General features: G+C 67.0%; 26 protein-coding genes. 12 read left to right on the forward strand and 14 right to left on the reverse strand.

Features of this window, described 5'->3' with window-relative positions; genetic code table 11:
• Window positions 1–6: 6 nt before the first annotated feature.
• Window positions 7–1023: an AAA family ATPase gene (locus IEX88_RS17025; protein WP_188852923.1), complete on the reverse strand. Its 1017-nt coding sequence runs from the start codon at window positions 1021–1023 to the stop codon at window positions 7–9.
• 220 nt (window positions 1024–1243) lie between these two features.
• Between IEX88_RS17025 and IEX88_RS17030 the strand changes: the two genes are divergently transcribed.
• The 3 genes from IEX88_RS17030 to IEX88_RS17040 are packed head-to-tail and all read left to right on the forward strand — an operon-like array spanning window position 1244 to window position 3734.
• The gene (locus IEX88_RS17030) at window positions 1244–1852 is read left to right on the forward strand and encodes a DUF1285 domain-containing protein (RefSeq protein WP_188852930.1); all 609 of its coding nucleotides are present in this window, start codon (window positions 1244–1246) and stop codon (window positions 1850–1852) included.
• A complete protein-coding gene (locus IEX88_RS17035; protein ID WP_188852932.1) occupies window positions 1849–2484 on the forward strand; it encodes a CoA pyrophosphatase in 636 nt (211 codons plus the stop codon). Before IEX88_RS17030 ends, IEX88_RS17035 begins: the two co-directional genes overlap by 4 nt.
• Window positions 2481–3734 carry a CCA tRNA nucleotidyltransferase gene (locus IEX88_RS17040; protein ID WP_188852935.1) on the forward strand — a complete coding sequence of 418 codons (1254 nt, stop codon included), beginning with the start codon at window positions 2481–2483 and terminating at the stop codon, window positions 3732–3734. The genes IEX88_RS17035 and IEX88_RS17040 overlap by 4 nt, the downstream gene beginning before the upstream one ends.
• Before the next feature lie 141 nt (window positions 3735–3875).
• On the opposite strand, the gene IEX88_RS17045 is transcribed toward IEX88_RS17040, so the two are convergent.
• Together IEX88_RS17045 and hemF are read right to left on the reverse strand one after the other, a co-directional pair.
• Entirely contained in the window at window positions 3876–4052 is a 177-nt protein-coding gene (locus IEX88_RS17045) for a DUF1059 domain-containing protein (protein ID WP_188852937.1), read from the reverse strand.
• Window positions 4053–4222: 170 nt separating this feature from the next.
• Complete coding sequence (gene hemF / locus IEX88_RS17050; RefSeq protein ID WP_188852938.1) at window positions 4223–5134, reverse strand: oxygen-dependent coproporphyrinogen oxidase; 912 nt, start codon at window positions 5132–5134, stop codon at window positions 4223–4225.
• A 216-nt stretch (window positions 5135–5350) separates the two neighbouring features.
• On the opposite strand from hemF, the gene IEX88_RS17055 reads away from it, so the two are divergent.
• On the forward strand, window positions 5351–5605 hold the full coding sequence (locus tag IEX88_RS17055; RefSeq protein WP_188852939.1) for a hypothetical protein: 255 nt from the start codon (window positions 5351–5353) through the stop codon (window positions 5603–5605).
• Between the two features lie 112 nt (window positions 5606–5717).
• On the opposite strand, the gene IEX88_RS17060 is transcribed toward IEX88_RS17055, so the two are convergent.
• The 4 genes from IEX88_RS17060 to IEX88_RS17075 form a co-directional block, all read right to left on the reverse strand.
• On the reverse strand, window positions 5718–6392 hold the full coding sequence (locus tag IEX88_RS17060) for an OmpW/AlkL family protein (protein WP_188852940.1): 675 nt from the start codon (window positions 6390–6392) through the stop codon (window positions 5718–5720).
• A 200-nt stretch (window positions 6393–6592) separates the two neighbouring features.
• On the reverse strand, window positions 6593–7267 hold the full coding sequence (locus tag IEX88_RS17065) for a class I SAM-dependent methyltransferase (RefSeq protein ID WP_188852941.1): 675 nt from the start codon (window positions 7265–7267) through the stop codon (window positions 6593–6595).
• A complete protein-coding gene (locus IEX88_RS17070) occupies window positions 7264–8550 on the reverse strand; it encodes a BtaA family protein (RefSeq protein WP_188852942.1) in 1287 nt (428 codons plus the stop codon). Before IEX88_RS17070 ends, IEX88_RS17065 begins: the two co-directional genes overlap by 4 nt.
• A gap of 83 nt (window positions 8551–8633) precedes the next feature.
• Window positions 8634–9134 carry a tRNA (cytidine(34)-2'-O)-methyltransferase gene (locus IEX88_RS17075; protein ID WP_188852944.1) on the reverse strand — a complete coding sequence of 167 codons (501 nt, stop codon included), beginning with the start codon at window positions 9132–9134 and terminating at the stop codon, window positions 8634–8636.
• A gap of 184 nt (window positions 9135–9318) precedes the next feature.
• Between IEX88_RS17075 and IEX88_RS17080 the strand changes: the two genes are divergently transcribed.
• From IEX88_RS17080 to IEX88_RS17110, 7 genes are all read left to right on the forward strand, one after another.
• Window positions 9319–11232 (forward strand): ABC transporter ATP-binding protein, encoded by a 1914-nt coding sequence (locus IEX88_RS17080; RefSeq protein ID WP_188852946.1) that lies wholly within the window; start codon window positions 9319–9321, stop codon window positions 11230–11232.
• Window positions 11229–13115, forward strand: coding sequence for an ABC transporter ATP-binding protein (locus IEX88_RS17085; RefSeq protein ID WP_188852948.1), 1887 nt, complete (start codon window positions 11229–11231; stop codon window positions 13113–13115). Before IEX88_RS17080 ends, IEX88_RS17085 begins: the two co-directional genes overlap by 4 nt.
• Window positions 13116–13439: 324 nt before the next feature.
• On the forward strand, window positions 13440–14000 hold the full coding sequence (gene petA / locus IEX88_RS17090) for a ubiquinol-cytochrome c reductase iron-sulfur subunit (protein WP_188852950.1): 561 nt from the start codon (window positions 13440–13442) through the stop codon (window positions 13998–14000).
• Between the two features lie 20 nt (window positions 14001–14020).
• Window positions 14021–15316 carry a cytochrome b gene (locus IEX88_RS17095; RefSeq protein WP_188852952.1) on the forward strand — a complete coding sequence of 432 codons (1296 nt, stop codon included), beginning with the start codon at window positions 14021–14023 and terminating at the stop codon, window positions 15314–15316.
• A 24-nt stretch (window positions 15317–15340) separates the two neighbouring features.
• Window positions 15341–16348, forward strand: a complete 1008-nt coding sequence (locus IEX88_RS17100; protein ID WP_188852954.1) for a cytochrome c1 — start codon at window positions 15341–15343, stop codon at window positions 16346–16348.
• 67 nt (window positions 16349–16415) lie between these two features.
• Window positions 16416–16955, forward strand: a complete 540-nt coding sequence (locus IEX88_RS17105; RefSeq protein ID WP_188852956.1) for an adenine phosphoribosyltransferase — start codon at window positions 16416–16418, stop codon at window positions 16953–16955.
• Window positions 16956–17036: 81 nt separating this feature from the next.
• Window positions 17037–17909, forward strand: coding sequence for an HAD family acid phosphatase (locus IEX88_RS17110; RefSeq protein WP_188852959.1), 873 nt, complete (start codon window positions 17037–17039; stop codon window positions 17907–17909).
• A gap of 111 nt (window positions 17910–18020) precedes the next feature.
• Here IEX88_RS17110 and IEX88_RS17115 read toward each other — a convergent pair whose 3' ends face one another.
• Together IEX88_RS17115 and IEX88_RS17120 are read right to left on the reverse strand one after the other, a co-directional pair.
• On the reverse strand, window positions 18021–18491 hold the full coding sequence (locus IEX88_RS17115) for a MaoC family dehydratase (RefSeq protein WP_188852961.1): 471 nt from the start codon (window positions 18489–18491) through the stop codon (window positions 18021–18023).
• Complete coding sequence (locus IEX88_RS17120; protein WP_188852963.1) at window positions 18488–18940, reverse strand: MaoC family dehydratase; 453 nt, start codon at window positions 18938–18940, stop codon at window positions 18488–18490. The genes IEX88_RS17115 and IEX88_RS17120 overlap by 4 nt, the downstream gene beginning before the upstream one ends.
• A gap of 90 nt (window positions 18941–19030) precedes the next feature.
• Between IEX88_RS17120 and IEX88_RS17125 the strand changes: the two genes are divergently transcribed.
• Complete coding sequence (locus tag IEX88_RS17125) at window positions 19031–19507, forward strand: OsmC family protein (RefSeq protein WP_188852965.1); 477 nt, start codon at window positions 19031–19033, stop codon at window positions 19505–19507.
• Window positions 19508–19947: 440 nt separating this feature from the next.
• On the opposite strand, the gene ychF is transcribed toward IEX88_RS17125, so the two are convergent.
• The 5 genes from ychF to IEX88_RS17150 all read right to left on the reverse strand — a co-directional run bounded on the left by ychF (window position 19948) and on the right by IEX88_RS17150 (window position 24912).
• Window positions 19948–21051 carry a redox-regulated ATPase YchF gene (gene ychF / locus IEX88_RS17130; RefSeq protein ID WP_188852967.1) on the reverse strand — a complete coding sequence of 368 codons (1104 nt, stop codon included), beginning with the start codon at window positions 21049–21051 and terminating at the stop codon, window positions 19948–19950.
• Window positions 21052–21295: 244 nt separating this feature from the next.
• Window positions 21296–22021: an aminoacyl-tRNA hydrolase gene (gene pth, locus IEX88_RS17135; protein WP_188852969.1), complete on the reverse strand. Its 726-nt coding sequence runs from the start codon at window positions 22019–22021 to the stop codon at window positions 21296–21298.
• Window positions 22022–22061: 40 nt separating this feature from the next.
• Window positions 22062–22703, reverse strand: a complete 642-nt coding sequence (locus tag IEX88_RS17140) for a 50S ribosomal protein L25/general stress protein Ctc (protein ID WP_188852972.1) — start codon at window positions 22701–22703, stop codon at window positions 22062–22064.
• Between the two features lie 179 nt (window positions 22704–22882).
• The gene (locus IEX88_RS17145; protein WP_188852974.1) at window positions 22883–23851 is read right to left on the reverse strand and encodes a magnesium and cobalt transport protein CorA; all 969 of its coding nucleotides are present in this window, start codon (window positions 23849–23851) and stop codon (window positions 22883–22885) included.
• A 128-nt stretch (window positions 23852–23979) separates the two neighbouring features.
• Complete coding sequence (locus tag IEX88_RS17150) at window positions 23980–24912, reverse strand: ribose-phosphate pyrophosphokinase (protein WP_188852976.1); 933 nt, start codon at window positions 24910–24912, stop codon at window positions 23980–23982.
• Between the last annotated feature and the right edge of the window lie 167 nt (window positions 24913–25079).

Raw genomic sequence — 25079 nt, forward strand, 5'->3', positions numbered from 1 at the left:
CCCGGATCAGCCCTTCGCCGCGTCCCGCTTCAGGGCGGCAATGACGTCGCGAACGCTCATGCCCTCGGCCCGAGCGGCGAAGTTCAGCGCCATGCGGTGCTGCAGGATCGGCTCGGCGAGCGCGATGACGTCGTCGATCGAGGGGGCGAGGCGCCCTTCGTAGAGCGCGCGGGCGCGCACGCAGGTCATCAGCGACTGGCTGGCGCGGGGGCCGGGGCCCCAGGCGATGTGCGCGTCGGCTTCCTTGTTGCCGTGGCCGGGACGGGCCGAGCGCACCAGGGCCAGGATCGCCTCGACGACGCTTTCGGGCACCGGCATGCGGCGGACGAGCAGCTGGATCTCGCGCAGCCGCGCGGCGGTCAGCACCGGCAGCGCCTTGCGCTCGCCCGCGCCGGTGGTCTCGATCAGGATCTGGCGCTCCGCGTCGATGTCGGGGTAGTGCACGTCGACCTGCATCAGGAAACGGTCGAGCTGCGCCTCGGGCAGGGGATAGGTGCCCTCCTGCTCCAGCGGGTTCTGCGTCGCCAGCACGTGGAACGGCGCCGGCAGGTCATGCCGCTCGCCGGCGACGGTGACGTGGTATTCCTGCATCGACTGCAGGAGCGCCGACTGGGTGCGCGGCGAGGCGCGGTTGATCTCGTCGGCCATCAGCAGCTGCGCGAAGACCGGACCGCGGATGAAGCGGAAGGAGCGCCGGCCGGTCTCGTCCTGGTCCATCACCTCGGAGCCGACGATGTCGGAGGGCATCAGGTCGGGCGTGAACTGGATGCGCTTGGCGTCGAGCCCGAGGGCGATGCCGAGCGTGTCGACCAGCTTGGTCTTGGCGAGGCCGGGAACGCCGACGAGGAGGGCATGGCCGCCGGCGAGGATGGCGATCACGGTCTGCTCGACGACGCTTTCCTGGCCGAAGATGACGCGGCCGACCGATTCCTTCACGCGCGCGATGTCGGCGAGGGCACTCTCGGCCAGAGCGACGATCGCTTCGCCATCGAGGGCGGCGTCCTGGGGCGCATGCATCGTCATCGGGAATTCTCCGTTCGTGGCCGGCTGCATCACCACCGGGGGCCGATTTTGCCGGGGTGCGCCGAACCTTGGCGTCAGTGCCATGAAATCGGGCAGGGCACATCCTGGCAAGCGGCCAGAACGCAACTATTTCGTGACTGCGAAGGCCGGCCAAAATAAGACGCTTTGACCATGTCGCCACCGCGCCGTCGTGCACAAGAATGTGCGCCCGAACAGGAGAATGGATATCGCCGAGGATCAGCATGCCCTCTCGCCAGGCCTGGCCGCCCTGATCGTGCGGGCCGAGCGCGCCGGCAAGGGCGCGCCGCCCGTGGAACGCTGGAACCCGCCTTTCTGCGGCGACAGCGAGATGGCGATCCGCTTCGACGGGGCGTGGACCCATCAGGGCTCGCCGATCGGACGCCCCGCTTTGGTGCGGCTTTTCAGCTCGGTGCTGCGCCGGGACGAAGACGGCCAGACCTTTCTCGTCACGCCGGTGGAAAAGCTCAGTATCGCCGTGGAGGACGTCGCCTTCCTCGCGGTCGAGATGGATCGTGACGCCAGCGGGGCGGCGCCGGTGCTGACCTTCCGCACCAATGTCGGGGATGTCGTCCGCGCCGATGCGGACCATCCCCTGCGCTTTGCCGTCGATCCGGCCACGGGCGCCTTTGCCCCCTATGTCGGCGTGCGCGGACGGCTGGAGGCGCGGCTGACCCGGCCGCTCGCCTTCGAGATTGCCGACTTCATCGAGACGGACGGCGACGGTCGCGCCTTCGTCGCCTCGGCCGGCGCACGTTTCTTTCTTCCGGACGATGCGCTCGGCGGAGAACCGGGCGGAGCCCCGCGATGAAGCCGTCGCCGCGCTTTGACGTGTTCAGCGCCGCCGATCTCAGACGGCGCGTCCTCGGCACCGGGCTGGAGGCGCTCGGCAACGATGTCGGCGACCATGTGCTGAACCCGGACCTCGAACAGCTGGTCGAGCGCCAGGGGGCGCGGGAGGCGGCGGTGCTGGTGCCGATCGTCGACCGGCCGGAAGGCGCAGGCATGATCCTGACGACGCGGGCCGGGCATCTGCGCAAACATTCCGGCCAGATCGCCTTTCCCGGTGGCTCGGTCGATCCCGGCGACGCCTCGCCGGAGGCCGCGGCTTTGCGCGAGAGCCTAGAGGAGATCGCGCTGGCGCCGGAACATGTCGAGACCATCGGCCGCCTTCCACGCTATCTCACCACCACCGGCTTTCGCATCACGCCGGTGCTGGGCCTGGTGCGTCCCGGCTTCACGCTGAAGCCGAACCCGGACGAGGTCGCCGACGTCTTCGAGGTGCCGCTCGGCTTTCTGATGGATGCCGCCAACCATGCCCGGGAAAGCCAAGTCTGGCAGGGACGCGAACGCTCCTATTACATCATGCCCTTCGAGAACCGACATATCTGGGGCGTCACGGCGGGCATCATCCGCACGCTCTACGAAAGGCTCTACGCATGACACTGCCGAGGATCGAGGCCGAATGGCTGAAGGACGCCGCGCTGCAGGCGCTGCTCCAGGCCCTCATCGGTGACGGCGACGAGGAGGCGCGGGTGGTCGGCGGCGCGATCCGCAACACGCTGCTCGGCCAGGCCGTCGCCGACATCGACATCGCCACCACGGCGCTGCCGCAGACGACGGTGGAACGGGCGAAGGCGGCCGGCTTCAAGACCGTGCCGACCGGCATCGAGCACGGCACGGTGACGGTGGTGGCGAATGGACGGCCTTTCGAGGTGACGACCCTTCGCCAGGACATCGAAACCAATGGCCGGCACGCCAAGGTGAAGTTCGGGCGCGACTGGAAGGCCGACGCCGAGCGGCGAGACTTCACCATCAACGCGCTCTATTGCGACGCCGGCGGCACCATCCTCGACCTCGTCGGCGGCGTGGCCGACATCGAGAGCCGGACCCTGCGCTTCATCGGCGATGCCGAAAGCCGCATCGAGGAAGATTTTCTGCGCATCCTGCGCTTCTTCCGCTTCTTCGCCTGGTATGGCGAGGGCCGTCCGGACGCGGCCGGCCTGCGGGCTGCCACGCGGCTGAAGGCGGGCATCGAGAAGCTGTCGGCCGAGCGCATCTGGACGGAAATGCGCAAGCTGCTCGCCGCGCCCGATCCCTCGCGCGCGCTGCTGTGGATGCGACAGACCGGCGTCCTGTCGCTGGTGCTGCCGGAAAGCGAGAAGTGGGGGATCGACGCGATCCACGGCCTGATCGGCGCCGAGGCGCATTTCGGCTGGCACGCGGATGCGCTGCTGCGGCTGGAAAGCCTGGTTCCGCCCGATCCCGAGCGGGTCGCCGACCTCGCCAAGCGCTGGCGGCTGTCGAATGTCGAGCGCGACCGCCTCTTGGCTTTCGCCTCGTCCGAGCCGGTCTCGCCGGCGCTGGAAGATCCCGCTCTCAGGGCACGGCTCTATTTCGGCGACAAGGGCGGCATCACCGACCGGCTGCGGCTGGCGCTCGCTGTCGAAAAGGCGAAGGGCGAAACCCGTCTTGCCGAGACCGCCGTGCTGTCGCGGCTTCTGGCCCATGCCGAGACGTTCTCGCCGCCGCCCTTTCCGGTCAGCGGAGCGGATCTCCAGAAGGCCGGCCTTGCGCCCGGGCGCGAGCTCGGCGTGGCGCTGAAGGCGCTGGAGCGGATCTGGGTCGACAGCGGTTTTACGTTGGTACGCGACCGGCTGCTGGCGATGCTGCCGGTTCCCGGCGCTGCCTGACACGGCGCTGTCGAGACGGTCCCTGGCCGCCAGCCAACGCGTTCGCGCCGGTGGCAGGTCCCCTGGAAAAAAGGCAGGCATGAAAAAGGGCGGGACTCGTCGAGCCCGCCCTCAGATCTGCCAGCCGCCGGGCTTCCTGCCTCAGTGCGGAAGCTCGGTCGTCGCCTGCCGGAACTGGTCCATCATCGTCGGCGTGATCCGGTCGACACCCAGCTGGCGTGCCTGCATGACCGCCCGGCGGATCACTTCGGCGGGGCTGTCGGCCCGGATGATCCGTTCGCAGCCGGGAATGACACCTGCACAGTTCATCTCATACATGACGATTCCTCCCGAATCACAACGTTGCGTTGATCAATAAAGCGGGATCGTTCGGAAAGTTCCAGCGGCTTTTGGCAGATGTTCTTAAGGGAGCTCTGTACTTCGTCTGAAAAGCCGGCGGCGCCGGCCTTCTGATCTATACATCCAAGAAGATTATTTAAGCGTCCCCATCAGGGCCACTTAACGACCGGGGGCATGGAGGACAGGATGGAGGCGATGTTCCCGCCTGTCTTCAGGCCGAAAAGCGTACCGCGGTCGTAGAGGAGATTGTACTCGACATAGCGCCCGCGCCGGACCAGCTGCTCCTCGCGGTCCGCCTCGGTATAGGTCCGCGGCTGGTTGACCCGCACGATGTGCGGATAGACGACGAGGAAAGCCTTGCCGACATCGCGGGTGAAGGCGAAGTCGGCGTCCCAGCCGCCGCTTTCCTCCGGCGAGTGCAGCCAGTCGTAGAAGATGCCGCCGACGCCGCGCGCCTCGTTGCGGTGCGGCAGGAAGAAGTACTCGTCGCACCATTCCTTGAAGCGCTGGTGGTCGGCCACCGCGCCATGCCGGTCGCAGACGAACTTCAGCGCGCGGTGGAAGGCCTGGGTGTCCGGGTCCTCCTGCGTGCGCCGGCGGTCGAGCACCGGCGTCAGATCGGCGCCGCCGCCGAACCACTGCCGGGATGTCACGACCATGCGGGTGTTCATGTGCACGGCGGGGACGTTCGGATTGCGGGGATGGGCGATCAACGAAATGCCCGAGGCCCAGAAACTGGGATCCTCGGCCGCGCCCGGGATCTGCTGGCGGAACTCCGGTGAGAACTCGCCGTGGACGGTCGAGGTGTGGACGCCGACCTTCTCGAACACCTGGCCGTGCATCATCGACATCACGCCGCCGCCGCCGTCCGCCTCGCCTTCGCCACGGGTCCAGGGTGTGCGCTCGAAACGCCCGGCCGTGCCGTCGCCGGCAAAATCGTCCTCGATAGCCTCGAAGGCGGCGCAGATCTTGTCGCGCAGCGCCTCGAACCAGGCCCTGGCACTGGCCTTCTTTGCGTCGATGTCGGCAGGCAAGCCTTCCGGCAGTTCGGGTCGTTCCATGGATGTCTTCCCTCGGCGTCGCTTCGGCGGCATGCGCGTTGCATGGCGCAACTGTCGCGACGGCCGCCGGTTCCTGTCTATCGGCCTAACAGGAAGCAGCGAGCGGCGAAAGTCCGTCCCGCGGGCGGGGATCGGCCCCAAGCGGCGGATTCGATTCGCCAATCCCCCTTCGCGACGCTATTGTTTCGGCCAAGGACGGTTCAACGAGACCCAGCCATGGAAAGCTTTCCCCGCCCGCCGCTGGCCGGCCTCGCCCGGCAGCTGAACGACGGCCGCCAGCGTCGCGCCGTCGGTGAGGACAGTTTCGTGCGCGAGACCTACACCCTGCCGCGCGACGCGGCGCGCTCGAAGGCGCGCGAGTGGTTCGACCGCTATCCCAAGGCCGCCTACTGGACCTCGGTGGAAAGCTGGCGGCTGTTGCCGGGCGACGAGGTGGAATTCACCATGCGCCGGCTGCCCAGCGCCGACTGAGCGCCGCGGCCTCGGCCCAGTCCCCTCGGCGCCGGCCCGTCGGCCGAGTTCGGCTGACCCCGCGCGACGCCGGAAGACAAGGGAGCGCGCGGGGCTGTCGACGTGACGAAGGCTAGAAGCGGTAGGTGACACCCGTGCCGATCAGCCAGGGGTTCAGCTTGGCGGTGCCGGAAAGCTTCGTATCGCCGAGATCGGCGGTCCAGTCCGCCTCGAGGAACAGCTTCTTGGCGTCGAGGTTGAAGCCCCAATGGTCGTCGATCATGTAGTCGAAGCCGACCTGCAGCGCCGCACCGAACGTGTCCTCGATGTCCATGTTGGTGAAGGCGCCGGCATCCGATTGGCTGTAGAACATGGTGTAGTTCACGCCCGCGCCGACATAGGGCTGGAAGGCGCCGAAATCGGTGAAGTGGTACTGCAGCGTCAGCGTCGGGGGCAGGACCCAGGTCTTGCCGACCTTGCCGAGGCCCGCGATCGAACCGTCGGTATGGACATTGGCATAGGTCGTGCCGAGCACCAGTTCGGCGGCGATGTTCGGGGTGAAATAGTAGCTGATGTCGAGTTCGGGCGTGATGGTGTCGGAGTAGGACAGATCCGAGCCCGGAATGCCGTCGACGTGGCCCTCGTCCTCGGTGATCACCCCGAGCGCCCGGACGCGGACCTGCCAGGGGTTGTGGGCAGCCGCGGCTTCGGGCGCGGCTGGCGTCGAGACGTCCGCGGCAACGGCCGGCGCCGCCGTCAGGAAGATGGCGGCCAGGATGGCCCAGCTCCGCTTCGTCGTTTTCTGCATGTGATATTTCCCTCGCAATGCGATCGGCCTCGTGCCGCGCCGTCTCGATCACAGCTTGGTGAGGACGCGGCTTTGCGCGAGATCAAATGCCCGCGCGAAATCCCGGGCGGCCCCTGCTCGGCGGAAAGAAAGTGACATTTTTATCGCAGGGAGAAGGGGCGCGTGGGCCGCCCGCTGCGGTTCGCTCGCCGGCGCTAGGCTCAGCTGCGGCGGACGGCAAACAGCCAGGCGTAGCCGCGATGGAGCCGCGTTTCGTCGAGCCGCGTGTCCTGTCCGGCCGCAAGCGTGGCCAGCACGTCACCCAGATTGGCGCGGGGCGTGACGTGGAAGCGGCGGAGCCAGGCCTGCAACAGGCGCCGGGCGACGGGCGGCAGGCCTTCCTGCTGGCCGAAGTCGACGATATGAAGGCTGCCGCCGGGGCCGAGGGCGCCGAAGGCGGCGGCGGCGGCCGCCTGCCAATCCGGAATCATCGACACGGCGTAGGAGATGAAGACGCGGTCGAAGGCCGGAAAGCCGAACAGGTTGCCTGGCGAAAACGCCGTCGCGTCGGCACGGGCGAGCGTGATCTGGCCGGCGAGGCCGGCTTTGGCGATGTTGGCGCGAGCGGTCGCCAGCATCGCTTCGGAAATGTCGATGCCGTACAGGCGGGCCTGCGGATAGCGCCGCGCGGCGAGGATGAGGTTGCGCCCGGTGCCGCAGCCGACCTCGAGCACGGTATCGCCCGGAGACGGCGCGAGGTCGGCAATCAGCCGGTCGCGGCCAAGCAGGTAGAATTTGCGCGTGACGTCGTAGATGTGGCGCTGGCGCCGGTAGACCGCGTCCATCAGCCGGGAATGGCCGGCATCGGACGGCGCGCTGTGCGGCTCGGCGGTCATGCCTGCCGGATGTAGAGATGGAAGCCGCCGTAGATCGCCGAGCGGTCGCGGCGACAGAGGTCTTCCGACTGAGCCTGGCGATAGTCCCATGCGGCGAGCACGCCGTCCGCGACCCGGCCGGGCAGGATCGTCGCTTCGCCGGCAGTGCGGAAGATGACGCGCGCGCCGGGGCGGGCGGTGCGGGTGATCTCGCGCCAGAGGTCGTTCAGCTGAGTGTCGGTCATCCAGTCCTGCGCGTCGAGCAGCACGTAGCCGTCGAGGCTCGCGTCGGCCTCCGCATGCAGCCTTTCGGTGAAGGACTGGCGGACGACCGAGACGCGGTTCGCGCGGGCAGCGATGTCGGAGAAATGCGTGCTCTGCAGATAGAGCGGCAGCGGGCCGGCATCGCCCGGCGCATAGGCCCGGCCGAGCGCCTGGTGGGTAAAATAGTTCTCGTCCATCGGAAACCCGCAGATCAGCTTTTCCAGCCGCTGCTTCAGGACGTCCGCCATTTCCGCGTCGCCGGCGAGCGCCTCGTACTGCGCGGGCGGAATGCCGAGGCCGAACAGCGAGGCCTTCAGCGAGGTCAGCCAGCGCACCGTCGGGCGGTCGAAGAAGGGGGCGATCACCTGGTCGAAATAGGCCTGCTGCTCGGCCAGCCCCCGCATTTCGGTCAGCGGCTGCAGCGGCACGCCGGCGAGGCGCGCGCCGACATGGCTGAGCTTGATGAAGCGGCCGAGCACGCCGTGCTTGTAGATGTTCTGCGTGAACAGCCGGACGCGCGGCCGCCGTACCAGGTCGCGGCGATCCCAGTAGGCCGCGGTCTCCGCGTCCAGGCCATTTCGCACGAAAGTCCGGTAGGCGGCGATGTTGGCGGCATCGTCGGCCCGGCCGAAGAAGCGGAAGAAGGTCGCGTAGTTCGGAAAGTGCCGGGCGCCGGCAAGCTTCAGCCGGGTCAGCGCGACATGGTGGGCGTTGAGATCGACGGCGATGATCTCCTGCGGGTCGGCGGTGAGGTAGCTGAGCACGTTGCAGCCGCCCGACGCGATGGTGATCATCCGCTTGCCGGGTCCGAGCGCCAGCGCCTCGAGATCGACGACCGGGTCCTCCCAGATCTGGGGGTAGACGAGGCCGCTGAACATCGTCGTGAAGGCGCGCTCGAGCAGCCCTTCGCGCGACCAGAGCCCGGCCCGGTGGACGGCACTGCGCAGCCGCGCCGACGGCCGCCGGTCGCGGGCAGGAGCGGCGAAGAGTCCGCCGACATCGCTAAGGCTTGCGTCGAGGTCCGTCGCTGGGCGTGGCATTAGTCACCTCTCGCGGAAGTTGGCGGGGCAAGGCCGATTCGCCCTCTTCCTCGGGGTAGCATCCGGTCGCTGACAGTTTGATGTCAGGGGGCTTGGGTCGGAAGGCCAGTCGTGCATGCCGGCGTCCGGGGCGCGCCCACCTGCCGCAGCGCTTCGCCGGCCGCCATGCCCGCGGCGACGGCGAGATTCAGGGAGCGGGCGCCCGCGACCATCGCGATCGTCACGCGGGCGTCGGCCGCCGCGTGAACATGGGGCGGCACGCCGGCGCTTTCGCGGCCGAACAAAAGCACGTCGTCGGGGCGATAGGCGAAGTCGGTGTAGCCGGTCGCGGCCGCGGTGGTGAAGAGGACGAGCCGGCGGCCGGCGGCGGCGCGCCACGCCTCGAAGGCGGCAAACGAGAGGTGGCGGGTGAGGCGCGCCATCTCGACATAGTCCATGCCGGCCCGCTTCAGCGCTCGGTCCGACATGTCGAAGCCGGCGGGCTCGATGATCGCGAGGTCGAGCCCGAGACAGGCGGAGAGGCGCAGGATCGTGCCGGTATTGCCGGCGATGTCGGGCTGGTAGAGGGCGATCGTCGGGCGCATGGACGAGCTCTGACAGTTTCGTACGGCCGGGACAATGCCGCGGCGGACATCGGCGATGGTGACGCCGGGCGTCGCGTACCTATATCCCGTGAAAAGCGCCCCTCATCCGCCTGCCGCAGCCGGCGGCGTGTCGCGGTTCGGGTGATGACGTCCCGCGATGACGGGCCGAGCAGGAAAGAGGTTCATGTTCTCCTACTTCGAGCGGCTGATCGATCCGTTCCCCCGGGAGCGGCTCGGCAGCCCGCCCCCGACGCTTTGGCGCTTCATCTGGTATTTTGCCCGGCCGATCTGGCCGCTTCTGGCGGTGATGGCTGTCCTGAACGCGCTCGTCTCGCTAGTCGAGGTGTCGCTGTTCGGCTTTCTCGGCCAGATCGTCGACTGGCTGTCGGCGAGTTCCCGCGAGACGTTCCTCGCCGACCAGGGCTGGACGCTGGTGGCCATGGGTTTCGTCATCCTCGTCGTCTTGCCGGGCCTCGTCTTCGCCGAGGCCCTCGTCGGCTTTCAGGCGATCTTCGGCAATTTCCCGATGCGCTTTCGCTGGAGCATCCACAACTGGCTGCTGGAGCAGTCGCTCGGCTTCTTCCAGGACGAATTCGCCGGCCGCGTCTCGACCAAGCTGATGCAGACGGCGCTGGCGCTGCGCGAGACGATCACCAAGTCAATCGACGTGATGCTCTATGTCGTCGTCTATTTCGGCGGCATCATCTTCCTCGTCGCCTCGGCCGACTGGCGCCTCGTGCTGCCCTTCGCCGGCTGGCTCGGCCTGTACTTCGTGCTGCTGCGCTACTTTATCCCGCGCCTGATGGTCGTGGCCGAGCACCAGGCGGGCTCGCGGGCGCAGATGACGGGCCGGATCGTCGATGCCTATGCCAATATCGGCACGGTGAAGCTGTTCGCCCACACACGGCGCGAGGCTGAGCACTCGCGCCGGTCGATGGCCGCCTTCCTGCAGCCGGTCTACGGCCAGGCACGGCTCATCAACGGCTTCTACACCAGCCTCACCCTCCTCAATTCGCTGCTGCTCCTGGCCGTCGGCGCGCTGGGCATCTGGCTCTGGCTCGGCGGCGCCATCTCGGTCGGCGCCGTGGCGGTCGGCGTCGGACTGGTGCTGCGCCTCAACGGCATGTCGCAATGGATCATGTGGGAGGTCTCGGCGCTGTTCGAGAACATCGGCACCATCAGCGACGGCATCGCCACCTTCACCCTGCCGGTGGCCCTGAACGACGAGCCGGGCGCTAAGAAACTGGCGGTCGCGACGGGCGAGGTTCGGTTCGAGAACGTCGGCTTCGGCTATGCCGAGGCCAGGTCGCACCGCCAGGCGGGCGCCGTGGTCGAGGACTTCACCCTGACCATCCGGCCGGGCGAGAAGATCGGGCTGGTCGGACGCTCCGGCGCGGGCAAGACGACGCTGCTGAACCTTCTCCTGCGCTTCTACGACGTCGACCAAGGCCGCATCCTCATCGACGGGCAGGATATCTCCCGGGTGACGCAGGAATCGCTGCGCAGCCAGATCGGCATGGTGACGCAGGACACGTCCCTCCTGCACCGCTCGATCCGCGAGAACATTCTCTACGGCCGGCCCGACGCCAGCGAGGCGGACGTGCGTCGCGCCGTCGAACGGGCGCAGGCGGCGGGGTTCATCGACGACCTGTCCGATGTCGACGGCCGCCACGGTCTGGATGCCGAGGTCGGTGAGCGCGGCGTCAAACTGTCGGGCGGGCAGCGCCAGCGTATCGCCATCGCCCGCGTGATGCTGAAGGACGCGCCAATCCTCCTCCTCGACGAGGCGACCTCGGCGCTGGATTCGGAGGTCGAGGCGGCGATCGCGGAAAATCTCTACACGCTGATGCAGGGCAAGACGGTGATCGCGGTCGCCCACCGGCTGTCGACCATCGCCGCGCTCGACCGGCTGATCGTCCTCGACCGCGGCCGCATCGCGGAGGAGGGGACGCATGCAGAGCTGATCCAGCGCGGCGGCATCTATGCCAGTCTCTGGAACCGCCAGGTCGGCGGCTTCATCGATGCGGGCCGGGACGACGGGAACGACGAGGACGGCGGGGTCGGCACGACGCCTGGGGCGGCGAGGGCGGCGGAATGATGGACCGGTTCCTGCAGCGCTTCGAAAACGTCATCGCGCCGTTTGCCGACTCGGACGACGCCGAGGAGGCGCGCACCCGCCGCGTCGGCTATCTCGACCCGCTGCCGCGGGACGCCAACCGCTTCATCTGGCATTTCGCCAAGCAGGCGAAGTGGCCGCTGATCGGCCTGCTCGTCACCGGTGGCCTGACCGGTGGCGTCGAGGCGGTGCTGTATACCGGCGTCGGCCTGATCATCGACGCTCTGTCGACCTCGACGCCGCAGACGCTGCTCGCCGACCACTTCTGGCTGCTCTTCGGGCTGGCGATGCTGACCCTCGTCGGGCGCTCGCTGGTGCTCTTCGTCGCCTCCGTGCTGGAAGAGCAGGTAATCTCGCCCTCTTTCTACAACCGCGTGCGCTGGCAGGCCTACCGCCGGCTGATGGAGCAGCCCTACACCTTCTTCCAGAACGATTTCGCCGGGCGCATCGCGCAGAAGGTGCAGCAGGTCGGCGAGGCGACGGGCGACTTCATCGTCACCACGCTGCAGACCTTCTGGTCCTTCATCACCTTCATCATCCTCGCCGTCACCATTCTCGGTGCGCTCGACTGGCGGATGGCGGCGGTGCTCCTCGTCTGGTCGGTCGGCTATGTCTGGATCGTCAAGGTGCTCCTGCCAAAAATCCGGATCTACGGCAGGGCCACCGCCGACGCGCGCTCGGTGGTCTCCGGCCGCGTCGTCGACAGCTTTACCAACATCCTGTCGGTCAAGCTGTTCGATCCCTCGCGCAAGGTCGACGAGTTCGTCCGCGACGGTTTTGCCTTCTACGTCGACAGGGTGCGGCAGCTGACGCGGGCGCTGACCTCGGTGCGCACTGCCGTCGCGGTGCTGAACGGCGTGATGATGACGGCCATCGGCGTGCTCTCGGTCGTCGCCTGGCAGGCCGGCACGCTCTCCACCGGCGGCGTCGCCACGGCGCTCGGACTGGTACTGCGGCTGAACCAGATGTCGGGCTGGATGATGTTCAACATCAATGGCCTCGTTCGCAACTACGGCACCATCCAGGATGCGGTCGCGACGGTCACCGTGCTGCCGACGCTGCTCGACCGCCCCGATGCCGGCGACCTCCAGGTTCCCCGCGGCGAGATCCGCTTCGAGGACGTCGTCTTCCACTACGGCAAGGGCTCGGGCGTCATCGACCGGCTGTCGCTGACCATCCGCCCGGGCGAAAAGGTCGGGCTGGTCGGTCGCTCCGGGGCGGGCAAGACGACGTTGGTGAACCTGCTCCTGCGGCTCTACGACCTCGAAGGTGGGCGCATCCTCATCGACGGCGTCGACATCGCCGACGTCACGCAGGCCTCGCTGCGCGGCGAGATCGGCGTCGTCACCCAGGATACCTCGCTCCTGCACCGCTCGATCCGCGACAACATCGCTTTCGGCCGGCCCGATGCCGGTGAGGACGAGGTGATTCTGGCGGCCGAGCGCGCCAATGCCGAAGGCTTCATCCCGGGCCTGCGCGATCCGGCCGGGCGCTCGGGCTATGACGCCCATGTCGGCGAGCGCGGCATCAAGCTCTCCGGCGGCCAGCGCCAGCGAATCGCCATCGCCCGCGTGCTCCTGAAGAACGCCCCGATCCTCGTTCTCGACGAAGCGACGTCGGCGCTGGATTCCGAGGTCGAGGCGGCGATCCAGGAGAATCTCTCGGCGATGATGGAGGGCAAGACGGTGATCGCCATCGCGCATCGTCTGTCCACCATCGCCGCGCTCGACCGGCTGATCGTCATCGACGCCGGGCGGATCGTGGAAGAGGGGAGCCACGCCGACCTCATCCAGCGCCATGGCCTCTACGCCCAGCTCTGGGCCCGCCAGTCCGGCGGCTTCCTCGACAGCGAGGCGGCGGAATAGTGGACAGGTCACGCAAGGGCCAGACCAGCGTCACGCGATAACCCGTCGGCGGGGTTCGACCCTTCGCCCGGCGAATCGCGGGGAGATCGGGGCCGGGCGGGGTGCCGATTGTGGCGGAAGGGCAGCGACACGTTGACCCTGAGGCCACACGCGGCTGGACAATTTCCGGCCTTCTGCCTAGAACGCCTCCAATTCAAGGGGTGGATGGTGGCGACGCACGAATTGCCGCCGCCGGCCCCTTGTCGCGCGGGACGGTTTCCGCAAGAAAGCTGACATGGGGAAACGCGGCCCTTTGTCGAGACCCAGTGTAAGGAGCGCCTGTCCGTGAGCGTCAACGATACAGCCGAACCGACCCGGCGGGATTTTCTCTACATTGCGACCGGTGCGGTCGCCGCCGTCGGCGCCGGCTTCGCCGTCTGGCCCTTCATCGACCAGATGAATCCGGACGCGGGCACCCTGGCCCTGTCCTCGATCGACGTCGACGTGACGCAGGTCGCCGAAGGCCAGTCGATCACCGCCAAGTGGCGCGGCAAGCCGGTCTTCATCCGCCAGCGCACCGCCAAGGAGATGGAGGAGGGCAAGAGCGTCGCGCTCGCCGACCTCAAGGATCCCCTGGCGCGTAACGCAAATCTGGCCAGCGACGCCGATGCCAGCGACGCCAACCGCGCCGCGCCCGGCAAGGAAGCCTGGCTCGTGATGGTCGGCGTGTGCACGCATCTCGGCTGCATCCCGCTCGGCCAGTCCGGCGACTATGACGGTTGGTTCTGCCCGTGCCACGGCTCGCATTACGATACGGCCGGTCGCATCCGCCAGGGACCCGCGCCCGAAAACATGGCGATCCCGCCGTTCGAATTCACATCCGACACGACCGTGCGCATCGGCTGACCAAGGAGCAACGTGTTTCAATGAGTGGCCAATCCTCCTACGTGCCTGAAAACGGCTTCATGCGCTGGCTCGATGCCCGCCTGCCGTTGCCGCGCATGGTCTACGACTCCTTCGTCGCCTATCCGGTGCCGCGCAATCTGAACTATGCCTATACGTTCGGCGGCATTCTCGGCCTGTTCCTGGTGCTGCAGATCCTGACGGGCGTCGTCCTGGCGATGCACTACGCCGCCAATGCGAGCCTCGCTTTCGCTTCGGTCGAGCACATCGTGCGCGACGTGAACTGGGGCTGGATGCTGCGCTACATGCACGCCAACGGCGCCTCCTTCTTCTTCATCGCCGTCTACATCCACATCTTCCGTGGCCTGTACTACGGCTCCTACAAGGAGCCGCGCGAGGTTCTGTGGATCCTCGGCGTGATCATCTTCCTGCTGATGATGGCGACGGCGTTCATGGGCTACGTCCTGCCTTGGGGCCAGATGAGCTTCTGGGGTGCGACGGTCATCACCGGCTTCTTCACCGCCTTCCCGGGCATCGGCGAGCCGATCCAGCAGCTTCTCCTCGGCGGCTTCGCCGTCGACAACGCCACGCTGAACCGCTTCTTCTCGCTGCACTATCTCCTGCCGTTCATGATCTTCGGCGTGGTCATCCTGCACGTCTGGGCGCTGCACGTCTCCGGCCAGACCAATCCGACCGGCGTCGAGGTCAAGACATCGGCGGACACCGTCCCCTTCACGCCGCATGCGACGATCAAGGATGGGTTCGCCATGTTGGTGTTCCTCGCGATCTTCGTCTACTTCGTCTTCTACCTGCCCAACTACATGGGCCACCCGGACAACTACATTGAGGCGAACTCGCTGAAGACGCCGGCGCACATCGTGCCGGAATGGTACTTCCTGCCCTTCTACGCCATGCTGCGCGCCATCACCTTCAACATCGGCCCGATCGACTCCAAGCTCGGCGGCGTGCTGGTGATGTTCGGCTCGATCATCGTGCTGTTCTTCGTGCCCTGGCTCGACACCAGCCGCGTCCGGTCGACCTCGTACCGGCCGATCTATCGGATCTTCTTCTGGATTTTCGTGGTCAACGCGATCATCCTCGGCTGGCTCGGCTCGCGTCCGGCGGAAGGCATCTATCCGATCCTGGCGCTGATCGGCACGATCTACTACTTCGGCCACTTCCTCATTCTGCTGCCGTTGCTCGGCCTGATCGAGACGCCGAAGAAGCTCCCCGGCTCGATCAGCGAAGCGGTGCTCGCCAAGCATGGCGGCGCGACGTTGCCGACCGGTGCGGCCGCATCGCCCGAGAAGAAGGGCTGAACGGTGACGTCAGGAAAAACCACGATGATCAAGCTTCTGACTGCCGTTCTGGCCGCCGGCGTGTTCTTCGCCCCGGTCGTGCATGCCCAGGAGGCGGCGCCCGCCGACTCCACGACGGCCGCGCCGCAGCCCAGCGACGCGACACCGCAGGCCGGCGAGGGCTCCGCGCCCGGCGCCGCGCCTGACAGTGGAACGGGCCAGGGCACGACCGGCGACCAGCCGGAAGAGGCCGAGGCGCATTCGGGGGAGGCTGCCCACACCCCGCACTATCCGCTGAAGAAGCCCGAGGAGATGGACTGGACCTTTGCCGGCATGGGCGGGCACTGGGACATCGGCCAGCTGCAGCGCGGCCTGAAGGTATACAAGGAAGTCTGCGCCGCCTGTCACGGCCTCGACCTCGTCGCCTTCCGCAATCTGAGCGCTCTTGGCTACAACGAGGAGCAGGTGAAGGCGTTCGCCGCCGAATACACCGTCCAGGACCCGAACCCGAACGCCGATGGCGAGATGGTCGAGCGTCCGGGCGTCGGCTCGGACTATTTCCCGTCGCCCTATCCGAACCACGAGGCCGCCGCGGCTGCGAACAACGGCGCGGCGCCGCCGGACCTGTCGCTGATCGCCAAGGCCCGTGCGGTCGAGCGCGGCTTCCCGCAGTTCGTCTTCGACGTGCTGCCCTGGATCCAGTATGCCGAGGGCGGACCGGACTATGTCCACGCGCTGCTGACGGGCTACGAGGAAGAGCCGCCGGAGGGCATCACCGTCCAGCCGGGCACCTACTACAACCCGCATTTCATCGCCGGACCGGCGCTGGCCATGCCGCCGCCGCTGTCGGACGATGTCGTCACCTATGACGACGGTGCCCCGCAGACGATCGACCAGTATTCGCGCGACGTCTCGGCCTTCCTGATGTGGGCCGCCGAGCCGCACCTCGTCGAGCGCAAGCAGACGGGCCTCGTGGTCCTGATCTTCCTGATCGTGCTGGCCTCGCTCGTCTACGTCGTCAAGCGCCGTGTCTGGGCGAATACGCCGCACTGACGCCAAACCACCGAAACGCACGGGAAAAGGGGCCACGAGGGCCCCTTTTTCATGCCGAGGAATAGCTATGTCCGATCCCTTCGATCTCGCCGCGCACATCCGCACGATTGCCGACTATCCCAAGCCCGGGATAGAGTTTCGCGACATCACCACGCTGCTGGCCGACGCCGAGGCCTTTCGCCAGTCCGTCGACCGTCTGGTCGCGCCGCTGGCCGGCGCCGATGTCGTCAAGGTCGCCGGCATCGAGGCGCGCGGCTTCATCCTCGGCGGCGCCATGGCGCATCAGCTCGGTGCCGGCTTCGTGCCCATCCGCAAGGCCGGGAAGCTGCCGCATGCCACCGTGCGCGTCGCCTATTCACTGGAATACGGCCTCGACGAGATGGAGATGCACCGCGATTCCATCGAACCGGGCGAGCGCGTTCTCTTGACCGACGACCTGATCGCCACCGGCGGCACGGCCGAGGCGGCGGTGACGCTGCTGCGCCAGCTCGGCGCCGAGATCGTCGCCGCCTGCTTTGTCATCGACCTGCCCGACCTCGGCGGCCGCCAGCGTCTCGAGGCGCTCGGCGTCGAGGTGCGCACGCTCGTCAGCTTTTCCGGCCATTGACGAAAGCGACGGGCATCGTCTTGATCAGTCACGCGAAGGGTCGTCGCTGAGACCCGCGCCTGGCGTTTCGAGGAGAAGACGATGCTGAGATCCCCGCTGCTCCTGACGTTCTGGGCTTCGGCATGCCTGCTCGTCGCCGGCCCTGTCGCCGCCCAGGACACGCCGGCGACGGCGCCGGCCGCGGCGCAAACCGCGCCGAACGATCTTCTGAATGCGGCCTTGTGGATGCAGCGCTCGGTCGAGTTCAAGGCCAATGCCCTGGCCGTCTATGCGCTCGGCAGGATCCGTCTCGACGAAGCGCTGGCGGACAAGAGCGCCAGCGCGCTCGACCAGACCGGCGCCGCCGACATGCCGCCCGCCGTGATCCTCGACCTCGACGAGACGGTGATGGACAATTCCGCCTACGAATCCGGCCTCGTCACCAGCGGCACCGACTACAGCTCGAAGACCTGGGCGGCCTGGGTCGCCGCGAAGCAGGCCAAGGCCATTCCCGGCTCGCTCGACTACATCCGATACGCCGATTCCAAGGGCGTGAAGATCTTCTACGTCACCAACCGCAAGGCCGACGAAGAGGCGGCCACGCGGGCGAACCTGGAGGCTCTCGGCTATCCGATGGGCGGCAATGTCGACACCTTCCTGACGCGGGACGAGAAGCCGGAGTGGAAGTCCGACAAGACGACCCGGCGCGACTTCATCGCCAAGGACTACCGCGTCGTCGCGATGTTCGGCGACAACTTCAACGACTTCACCGACAAGGCCGCGGGCACGACCGAAGAGCGCGAAACCGCCTTCGAGGCGCTGCAGGCGCATTTCGCCACGGACTGGTTCATGCTCGCCAACCCCACCTACGGTTCGTGGGAATCCACCACTTTCGGTGACGACTTCAAGCTCTCGAACGACGAGAAGCGTGCGCTGAAGGTGAAGGCGCTGCAGCCCTGGACGCCCTCGCCGTAGGACGGGGCTCCGCGCCTTCCTGCTCCCGACGCGGGCGCGTGGGGCGCAAAGGTTCAAGATCATGGGGCGAGAGTGCCTCCTCGGCGAACAGCTGATCGGCAGCCGCGCTCGTCAGTCCGTGCCGATGAAAGCCGCGGCATCGAAGGAGAAGACGGGCACGTCGGCCTGGTTCAGGCCGAGCGTCGAGAACTCGACCACGCCCCAGCCGGAGCGGCTCGCCGACAGGCGCTTGCCCGTCACCGTCTGGCGAAAGCGCACGCTGTCGCCGGCATAGACCGGCTTCAGCCATTTGAGATTGGTCACGCCCGGGGAAGGGCCGATCCGCGGCGCGGGATTTCCGGCCGCCATCCAGGCGGCGATCCGGGCGGCCTGATGGTCGACGTTCAGCCGCATGCAGACGGCGGCGGTGTGCCAGCCGGAGGCGCAGAGCCCGCCGAGAACGCTCGCCTTCGCCTTCTCCGCATCGAGGTGAAACACCTGCGGGTCGAACTTTTCGGCGAAGCGCACGATCTCTTCGGCGGTGAAGACATGGCTGCCGAGGTCGGCGGCCTCGCCGATCGCGATGGCGTTCCAGAGCGTCATGCGCCGACGCCTTCGCGGGTGAGGAGGAGCAGCGTGTATTCCGTTTCGAGCACACTCTCGCCGGCCTGATTGACGATGTCGTTGTGCAGCTTCGCGATGCCGAGCGTCGGGCGGCTGGCCGAGACGCGCGACTCCCGAACGGTCATCGTGCCTGAGAGCACGTCCCCCGGCCGCACCGGCCGCTTCCACTTGACGTAGTCGACGCCGGGCGAGCCCTGCGAGGACGAGGCGAGGAGAAAGCCGTCGGCCATCATCCGCATCATCATCGCGCAGGTGTGCCAGCCCGAGGCCGACAGGCCCCCCAGCATGCCGGCCTCGCCCGCCGCCGCGTCGAGATGCATCGGCTGCGGGTCGAACTCGCGGGCGAAGTCGATCACCGCGTCGTGGTCGACGGGGTAGGGGCCGAGTGCGCGTGTCGCGCCTATCGGAAAATCCTCGAAGGTCTGCATGCCGTCTCCCTTGCGCGGTCCATCGGGCTATATACCGCGGTCCGGCGGTTTGGTCAGCGCCGCTGCGCAAGGGGATCGGGGAGGGCAGGAATGGGCGACAGGACTCACCGCTATGCGACAACGGTGCGTTGGACCGGCAACCGCGGCACCGGAACCAGCGCGTACGGCGCCTATGACCGCGCGCACGAGATTTCCGCCGCGGGCAAGCCGACGATTGCCGGCTCCTCGGATCCGGCCTTTCGCGGCGATCGCGCGCGCTGGAGCCCGGAAGACCTGCTGCTCGCCTCGCTCTCGGCCTGCCACCAACTCTGGTACCTGCATCTCTGCTCGCGCGACGGCGTCGTCGTCACCGCCTACGAGGATGCCGCGGAAGGCGAGATGGCGGAGGGCGGCGATGGCGGCGGGCGCTTCGTCTCCGTCACGCTGCGGCCCCGGGTGACGCTTGCCGCCGGGGCAGACGCCGGGAGGGCGGGGGTGTTGCACGAGGAGGCGCATGCCCTGTGCTTCATCGCGAACTCGGTGAATTTTCCGGTCGGGCACGCGGCGGAGATCGTGGTCGAGGCGTGAGGGGATGCCATGCCTGCTGGCTTCTTGAAGCTTCGAGGGGAGGGGCGGCCTCACCATGATTCTCATCCTGAGCTTGTCGAAGGACGAGGATCACGCACCAGGCTGAAGCGCCGTGCCGACCCTCGTGCTTCGACAGGCTCAGCATGAGGGTGATGGGGTGCGCCTGTCGACGGGCGATCGACGGGCCCCGAGCAATTGTCATCGGTCAGACCAGTTGCTGCGACACCGACCTGTCAGATTCATCGCAAGCGCTTGCCAAGAGTGCGTGGCGGCGAAGCTTGTTCTTCTCCCCGCCGGGGAGAAGGTCGCGGCAGCGGGATGAGGGGGCCGCGCCCGCCACCCTGCCGCTGGCATTTAACTCGCCGCCGGCGCCCCCTCTTCGGCCTGCCGGCCACTTCTCCCCATAGGGGAGAAGAACGCGCGTTACTCCTGTGCCGATCTCAGTTGTTGAACTTGAACATCAGGATGTCGCCGTCCTGGACGACGTATTCCTTGCCTTCGTCGCGCGCCTTGCCGGCTTCCTTCGCGGCGACTTCGCCGCCGAGCGTCACGAAGTCGTTGTAGGCGATGGTCTGGGCGCGGATAAAGCCCTTTTCGAAGTCGGTGTGGATGACGCCGGCGGCCTGCGGGGCCTTGGTGCCCTTGTCGATCGTCCAGGCGCGCGTCTCTTTCGGGCCGACGGTGAAGTAGGTGATGAGGTTCAAGAGGTCGTAGCCGGCGCGGATGAGGCGGTCGAGGCCCGGTTCGGTGAGGCCGACGGCCTCCATGTATTCGGGCACCTCGGCCTCGGGCAGCTGGGCGATCTCGGACTCGATCGCGGCCGAGATGATCACCGAGCCCGCGCCCTGGCGCTCGGCCATGGCGGCGACGGCCTTGGAATAGTCGTTACCGGTGGCGGCATCGGCTTCGGCGACGTTGCAGACGTAGAGCACCGGCTTGGAGGTCAGGAGGTTCAGGCCCTGCAGGATGGCCAGTTCGTCCGCGGGCATGCCCTTCAGGAGCACCCGCACCGGCTCGCCGGCGGTGAGCTTGGCCAGCGCCGCTTCCATCACCGGCAGCATGGCCAGCGATTCCTTGTCCTTGGTCGAGGCGCGCTTGCGGATGCCGACGATCCGGCGCTCGAGGCTTTCGAGGTCGGAGAGCATCAGCTCGGTCTCGACCGTGTCGGCATCGGCGACGGGGTCGATCTTGCCTTCGACGTGGGTGATGTCGTCGTCGACGAAGCAGCGCAGCACGTGGACGATGGCATCGACCTCGCGGATGTTGGCGAGGAACTGGTTGCCGAGGCCTTCACCCTTGGACGCGCCGCGCACGAGGCCGGCGATGTCGACGAAGGTGATGCGGGTCGGCACGATCTGCGCCGACTTGCCGATCTTGGCGATCACCTGCATCCGGGGATCCGGCACGCCGACATCGCCGGTGTTCGGCTCGATGGTGCAGAACGGATAATTGGCCGCCTGCGCCGCCGCCGTCTTGGTGAGCGCGTTGAACAGGGTGGACTTGCCGACATTGGGCAGGCCGACGATACCGCATCTGAAACCCATGGGTCTCGCTTCCTCTAAGTGACGTCTTCCGCGCGAAGCGGTGATCTCTGGGGGGCTGGGTGGTGTTTGCAGCGTCAGGGGCGACGGGTCAATGTTGGCAGGCGCTTTTCCGTGTCCCTCATCCTGAGCCTGTCGAAGGACGAGGGACACCGCACGACGGCTGCGCGCGACCGTGGTGGCGACTCCTCGTGCTTCGACAGGCTCAGCATGAGGGGTTTAGGCAGCGGCGCCCCGCTACCGCCGCTCAATCCTTGCCGAACAGCCGCTTCAGCATGTCCGCCATCGCCCCAGTAGCCGGCATCGGCGCCAGGCGCTTGTCGCGGGCCTCGCGCACATGGCTTTCCGCTTTCGGCGCCGGACGCGATGGGGCGGGGGCGGTGCCCTTGGCCGAGGGTGGCTCGTTCGAGGAGAGGGCCATGGCCAGGCGGTTCATGAACTGTGCGTCGTCGCCTTCGACCAGCATGCCGATATTGCGTGCCACCGCCTCGATCAGCGGGTCGAGCCAGATCCGGTCGCTCTTGTGGAAATCGGAAAGGACATGGCCGTGCACGCGCTCCTTGGAGCCGGGGTGGCCGATGCCGAGGCGCACGCGCCGATAATCCTTGCCGAGATGGGCGTCGATCGAGCGCAGGCCGTTGTGGCCGCCGTTGCCGCCCCCGGTCTTTACCCGGACCTTGCCGGGTGCCAGATCGAGCTCGTCATGGATGACGACGATCTGCGCAGGCTCGAGCTTGTAGAACCGCGCCGCGTCGGCAACCGAGAGGCCGGAATCGTTCATGAAGGTCTGGGGCTTCAGGAGCAGGACCTTTTCGGTCCCGATCTGGCCCTCGGAAATCTCGCCCTTGAACTTCTTCGTCCAGGGTCGGAAGGACGGATCCCTTTGGATCGCGTCAACGGCCATGAAGCCGATATTGTGCCTGTTGCCGGCATATTGGGGGCCGGGATTGCCCAATCCTGCGATGAGCAGCATGCGCCCGGCCTCCCTTGTCGTGTCGCGAATCGAGAGAGAATTACTTCTCTTCGGACTCGTCGCCCTGCGCGGTGACTTCCGTCTCTGGGGCTTCCTCGATCTCGTCGACCTCTTCCGCCATCGGCGGGACGATGGTCGCGACGACGAAGTCGCTCTCGTCGGTCAGCGTCACGCCCTTCGGCAGCTTCAGCGCCGAGGCATGGATCGAATCGCCGATGTCGAGACCCGTCAGGTCGACCGTGAAGGCCTCTGGGATCTGCTCGGCCGGGCAATGAACTTCCACGTGGTGGTGGACGATGTTCAGGCTGCCGTCATTGGCCTTGATGCCGGGGGCGGCATCTTCGTTCTCGAAGTGCACGGGAATCTCGACCGTGACGACCGTGCGGCTGGAGACGCGCAGGAAGTCGACATGGATCAGGAAGTCCTTGATCGGGTCGAGCTGGTAGTCCTTGGGGAGGACGCGGATCTGCTTGCCACCGACGTCGATCGTGATGATCGTCGTCTTGAAGCCGCCGGCGTGCAGCTTCAGGAAGGTTTCCTTGTAGGGGATGGCGATCGACAGCGGAGGCTGTTTATCGCCGTAGATGACGGCCGGTACCATCTTGTTGCGGCGAAGATGTCTGGCGGCCCCCTTGCCGACCTGCTCGCGCGCCTCGGCCTTGACCGTGAAGGTCTCGCTCATGGCTATGTCCTTTGTTCGTTCAGAGGTTATCGCAACGGTATCCGAAGCTCGGACCGAAACGACGAAAAGCGGCCTCGCGGCCGCTCAACTCCGCGCTGCCTCCAAGGGTGTCCGCGCGGACGAGGGCTCTATAGCGCGCAAGGCCCGAAATCGCAAGACGAGGCGACCGGGGGCGGTGGTTACAGCCAGCCGGAGCGCTTGAACCGGAAGTAAAGGTAGCCCGCGGCCGACAGGATGACGGCGACGGTCAGATGGTAGCCATACTTCCAGCCGAGCTCGGGCATGTTCTGGAAATTCATGCCGTAGATGCCGGCGATGGCGGTGGGGACGGCGAGGATGGCCGCCCAGGCGGCGAGTTGGCGGGTGATCGTGCCCTGGCGCTGCTGTTCCAGAAGACTCGAAGCCTCCAGCACCGAGGAGAGGATTTCGCGCAGTCCCTCGACCATGCTGGCGATGCGGCGCACGCGGTTCAGGACGTCCCGGAAGTAGGGCCGGACATGTGCGTCGATGCAGTCGACCTCGATATGGCCGAGCCGGCTCAGCACTTCCTCCGTCGGCCCCATGATGCGGCGGAAGCGGATCATCTCGCGGCGCATGGCGAAGATGCGGCTGACCTCGGCGCGGCTGAGGAAGGTGTCGAGCGCCCGCCGCTCCATCTCGGCGACGCTGTCCTCGATCGCCTCGACGATCGGCCCATAGCCGTCAACGATGAAGTCGAGCACGCCATGCAGGACATAGTCGACGCCGAGCTTCAGGAGATGTGGCGAGGCTTCGAGGCGGGCCCTGAGATCGGTGTGCTCGCGCAGCGAGCCAGAGCGCATGGTGATGATGTGGCTTTTGCCGACGAGGATCGCGGTCTTGCCGTAGGCGATGGCCTCGCCGTCAAGACGCGCCGTGCGGGCGACCACGAAGATCTCCTCGTCATAGACCTCGATCTTCGGCAGGACGTAGGGCTTGTGCGCGTTGCGGACGGCGAGGGGATGCAGGTTGAAGTGGCGCTGCAGCTGGGCCAGCTCGCGGTCGTCGGGATCGACGATGCCGATCCAGACGAACTCGCCGGGGGCGAGGGCGAGATCGGCGGCGTCGTCGAGCGACACGGCGCGGTCGCGCTTTCCCTCGGCATAGACATAGGCTGCAACGACGGTCATCCGAACTCCCGCGGCTGGACGCGCGACGCCGGCCTTTCGCTATGCCTGCCGCGCCTTCGTCCTGGCGTCAAGCGCAGCGCTTCAGGCGGCCCGTCTTCGGGCGAAAGCTGCCGTGCGGCGGGGAAAGGTCAGTCGAAGAGGCTGGAAACCGACTGTTCGGTGGTAGTACGGGCGATCGCCTCGCCGAGAAGATTGGCCGTCGTCACGACGCGGATGTTCGGGGCGTTGCGGATGGCGGCCGTCGGCTGGATCGAATCGGTGATGACCAGTTCCTGCAGCATGGAGGCACCGATGCGGGCCACCGCCCCACCGGACAGGACGCCATGGGTGATGTAGGCCTTCACGCTCTTGGCGCCGATTCGCAGCAGGGCCTCGGCTGCATTGCACAGCGTGCCGCCGGAATCGATGATGTCGTCGATGAGGATGCAGTCGTGCCCGGCGACGTCGCCGATGACGTTCATCACTTCCGACTCGCCCGGCCGCTCGCGCCGCTTGTCGACGATGGCAAGCTGCGCGTCGATGCGCTTGGCCAGGGACCTCGCGCGGACGACGCCGCCGACATCGGGCGAGACGACGACGGTGTTGGAAAGGTCCTGATGCTCCTTGATGTCACGCGACATCAGCGGAATGGCAAACAGGTTGTCGGTGGGGATGTCGAAGAAGCCCTGGATCTGGCCGGCATGCAGGTCGAGCGTCATGACGCGGTCGGCGCCCGCCTCTGTGATCAGGTTGGCGACGAGCTTCGCCGAAATCGGCGTCCGGCCGCCGGCCTTGCGGTCCTGCCGGGCGTAGCCGAAATAGGGGAGGACGGCGGTGATGCGCTTGGCCGAGGCCCGTCGCAGGGCGTCGATCATGATGAGCAGTTCCATCAGGTGATCGTTCGCCGGATAGGACGTCGACTGGATGACGAAGCAATCCTCGCCGCGCACGTTCTCCTGTATCTCGACGAAGACTTCCTGGTCGGCAAAGCGCCGGACGGAGGCGAGGCCGAGCGGCAGTTCCAGATATTTGCCAATGGCTTCGGCGAGCTGGCGATTGGAATTGCCGACAAAGAGTTTCATCGTTGCTTGCCTGTCACAATTCCGAAGCCCGGCCACCGGCGATGCCGGCGGGGCCAAGCGTCATGGAGCCAAAATCGATGCGGTCCTGCACCGGGTGATTAGCAACATAGGGTCAGGAGTCAAACCAGACTTGCCGCCCGAAGGACGATTCCGACGATAAGTGTGCA

The sequence above is a fragment of the Aureimonas glaciei genome (genome assembly GCF_014643375.1).
GTDB lineage: Bacteria > Pseudomonadota > Alphaproteobacteria > Rhizobiales > Rhizobiaceae > Plantimonas > Plantimonas glaciei.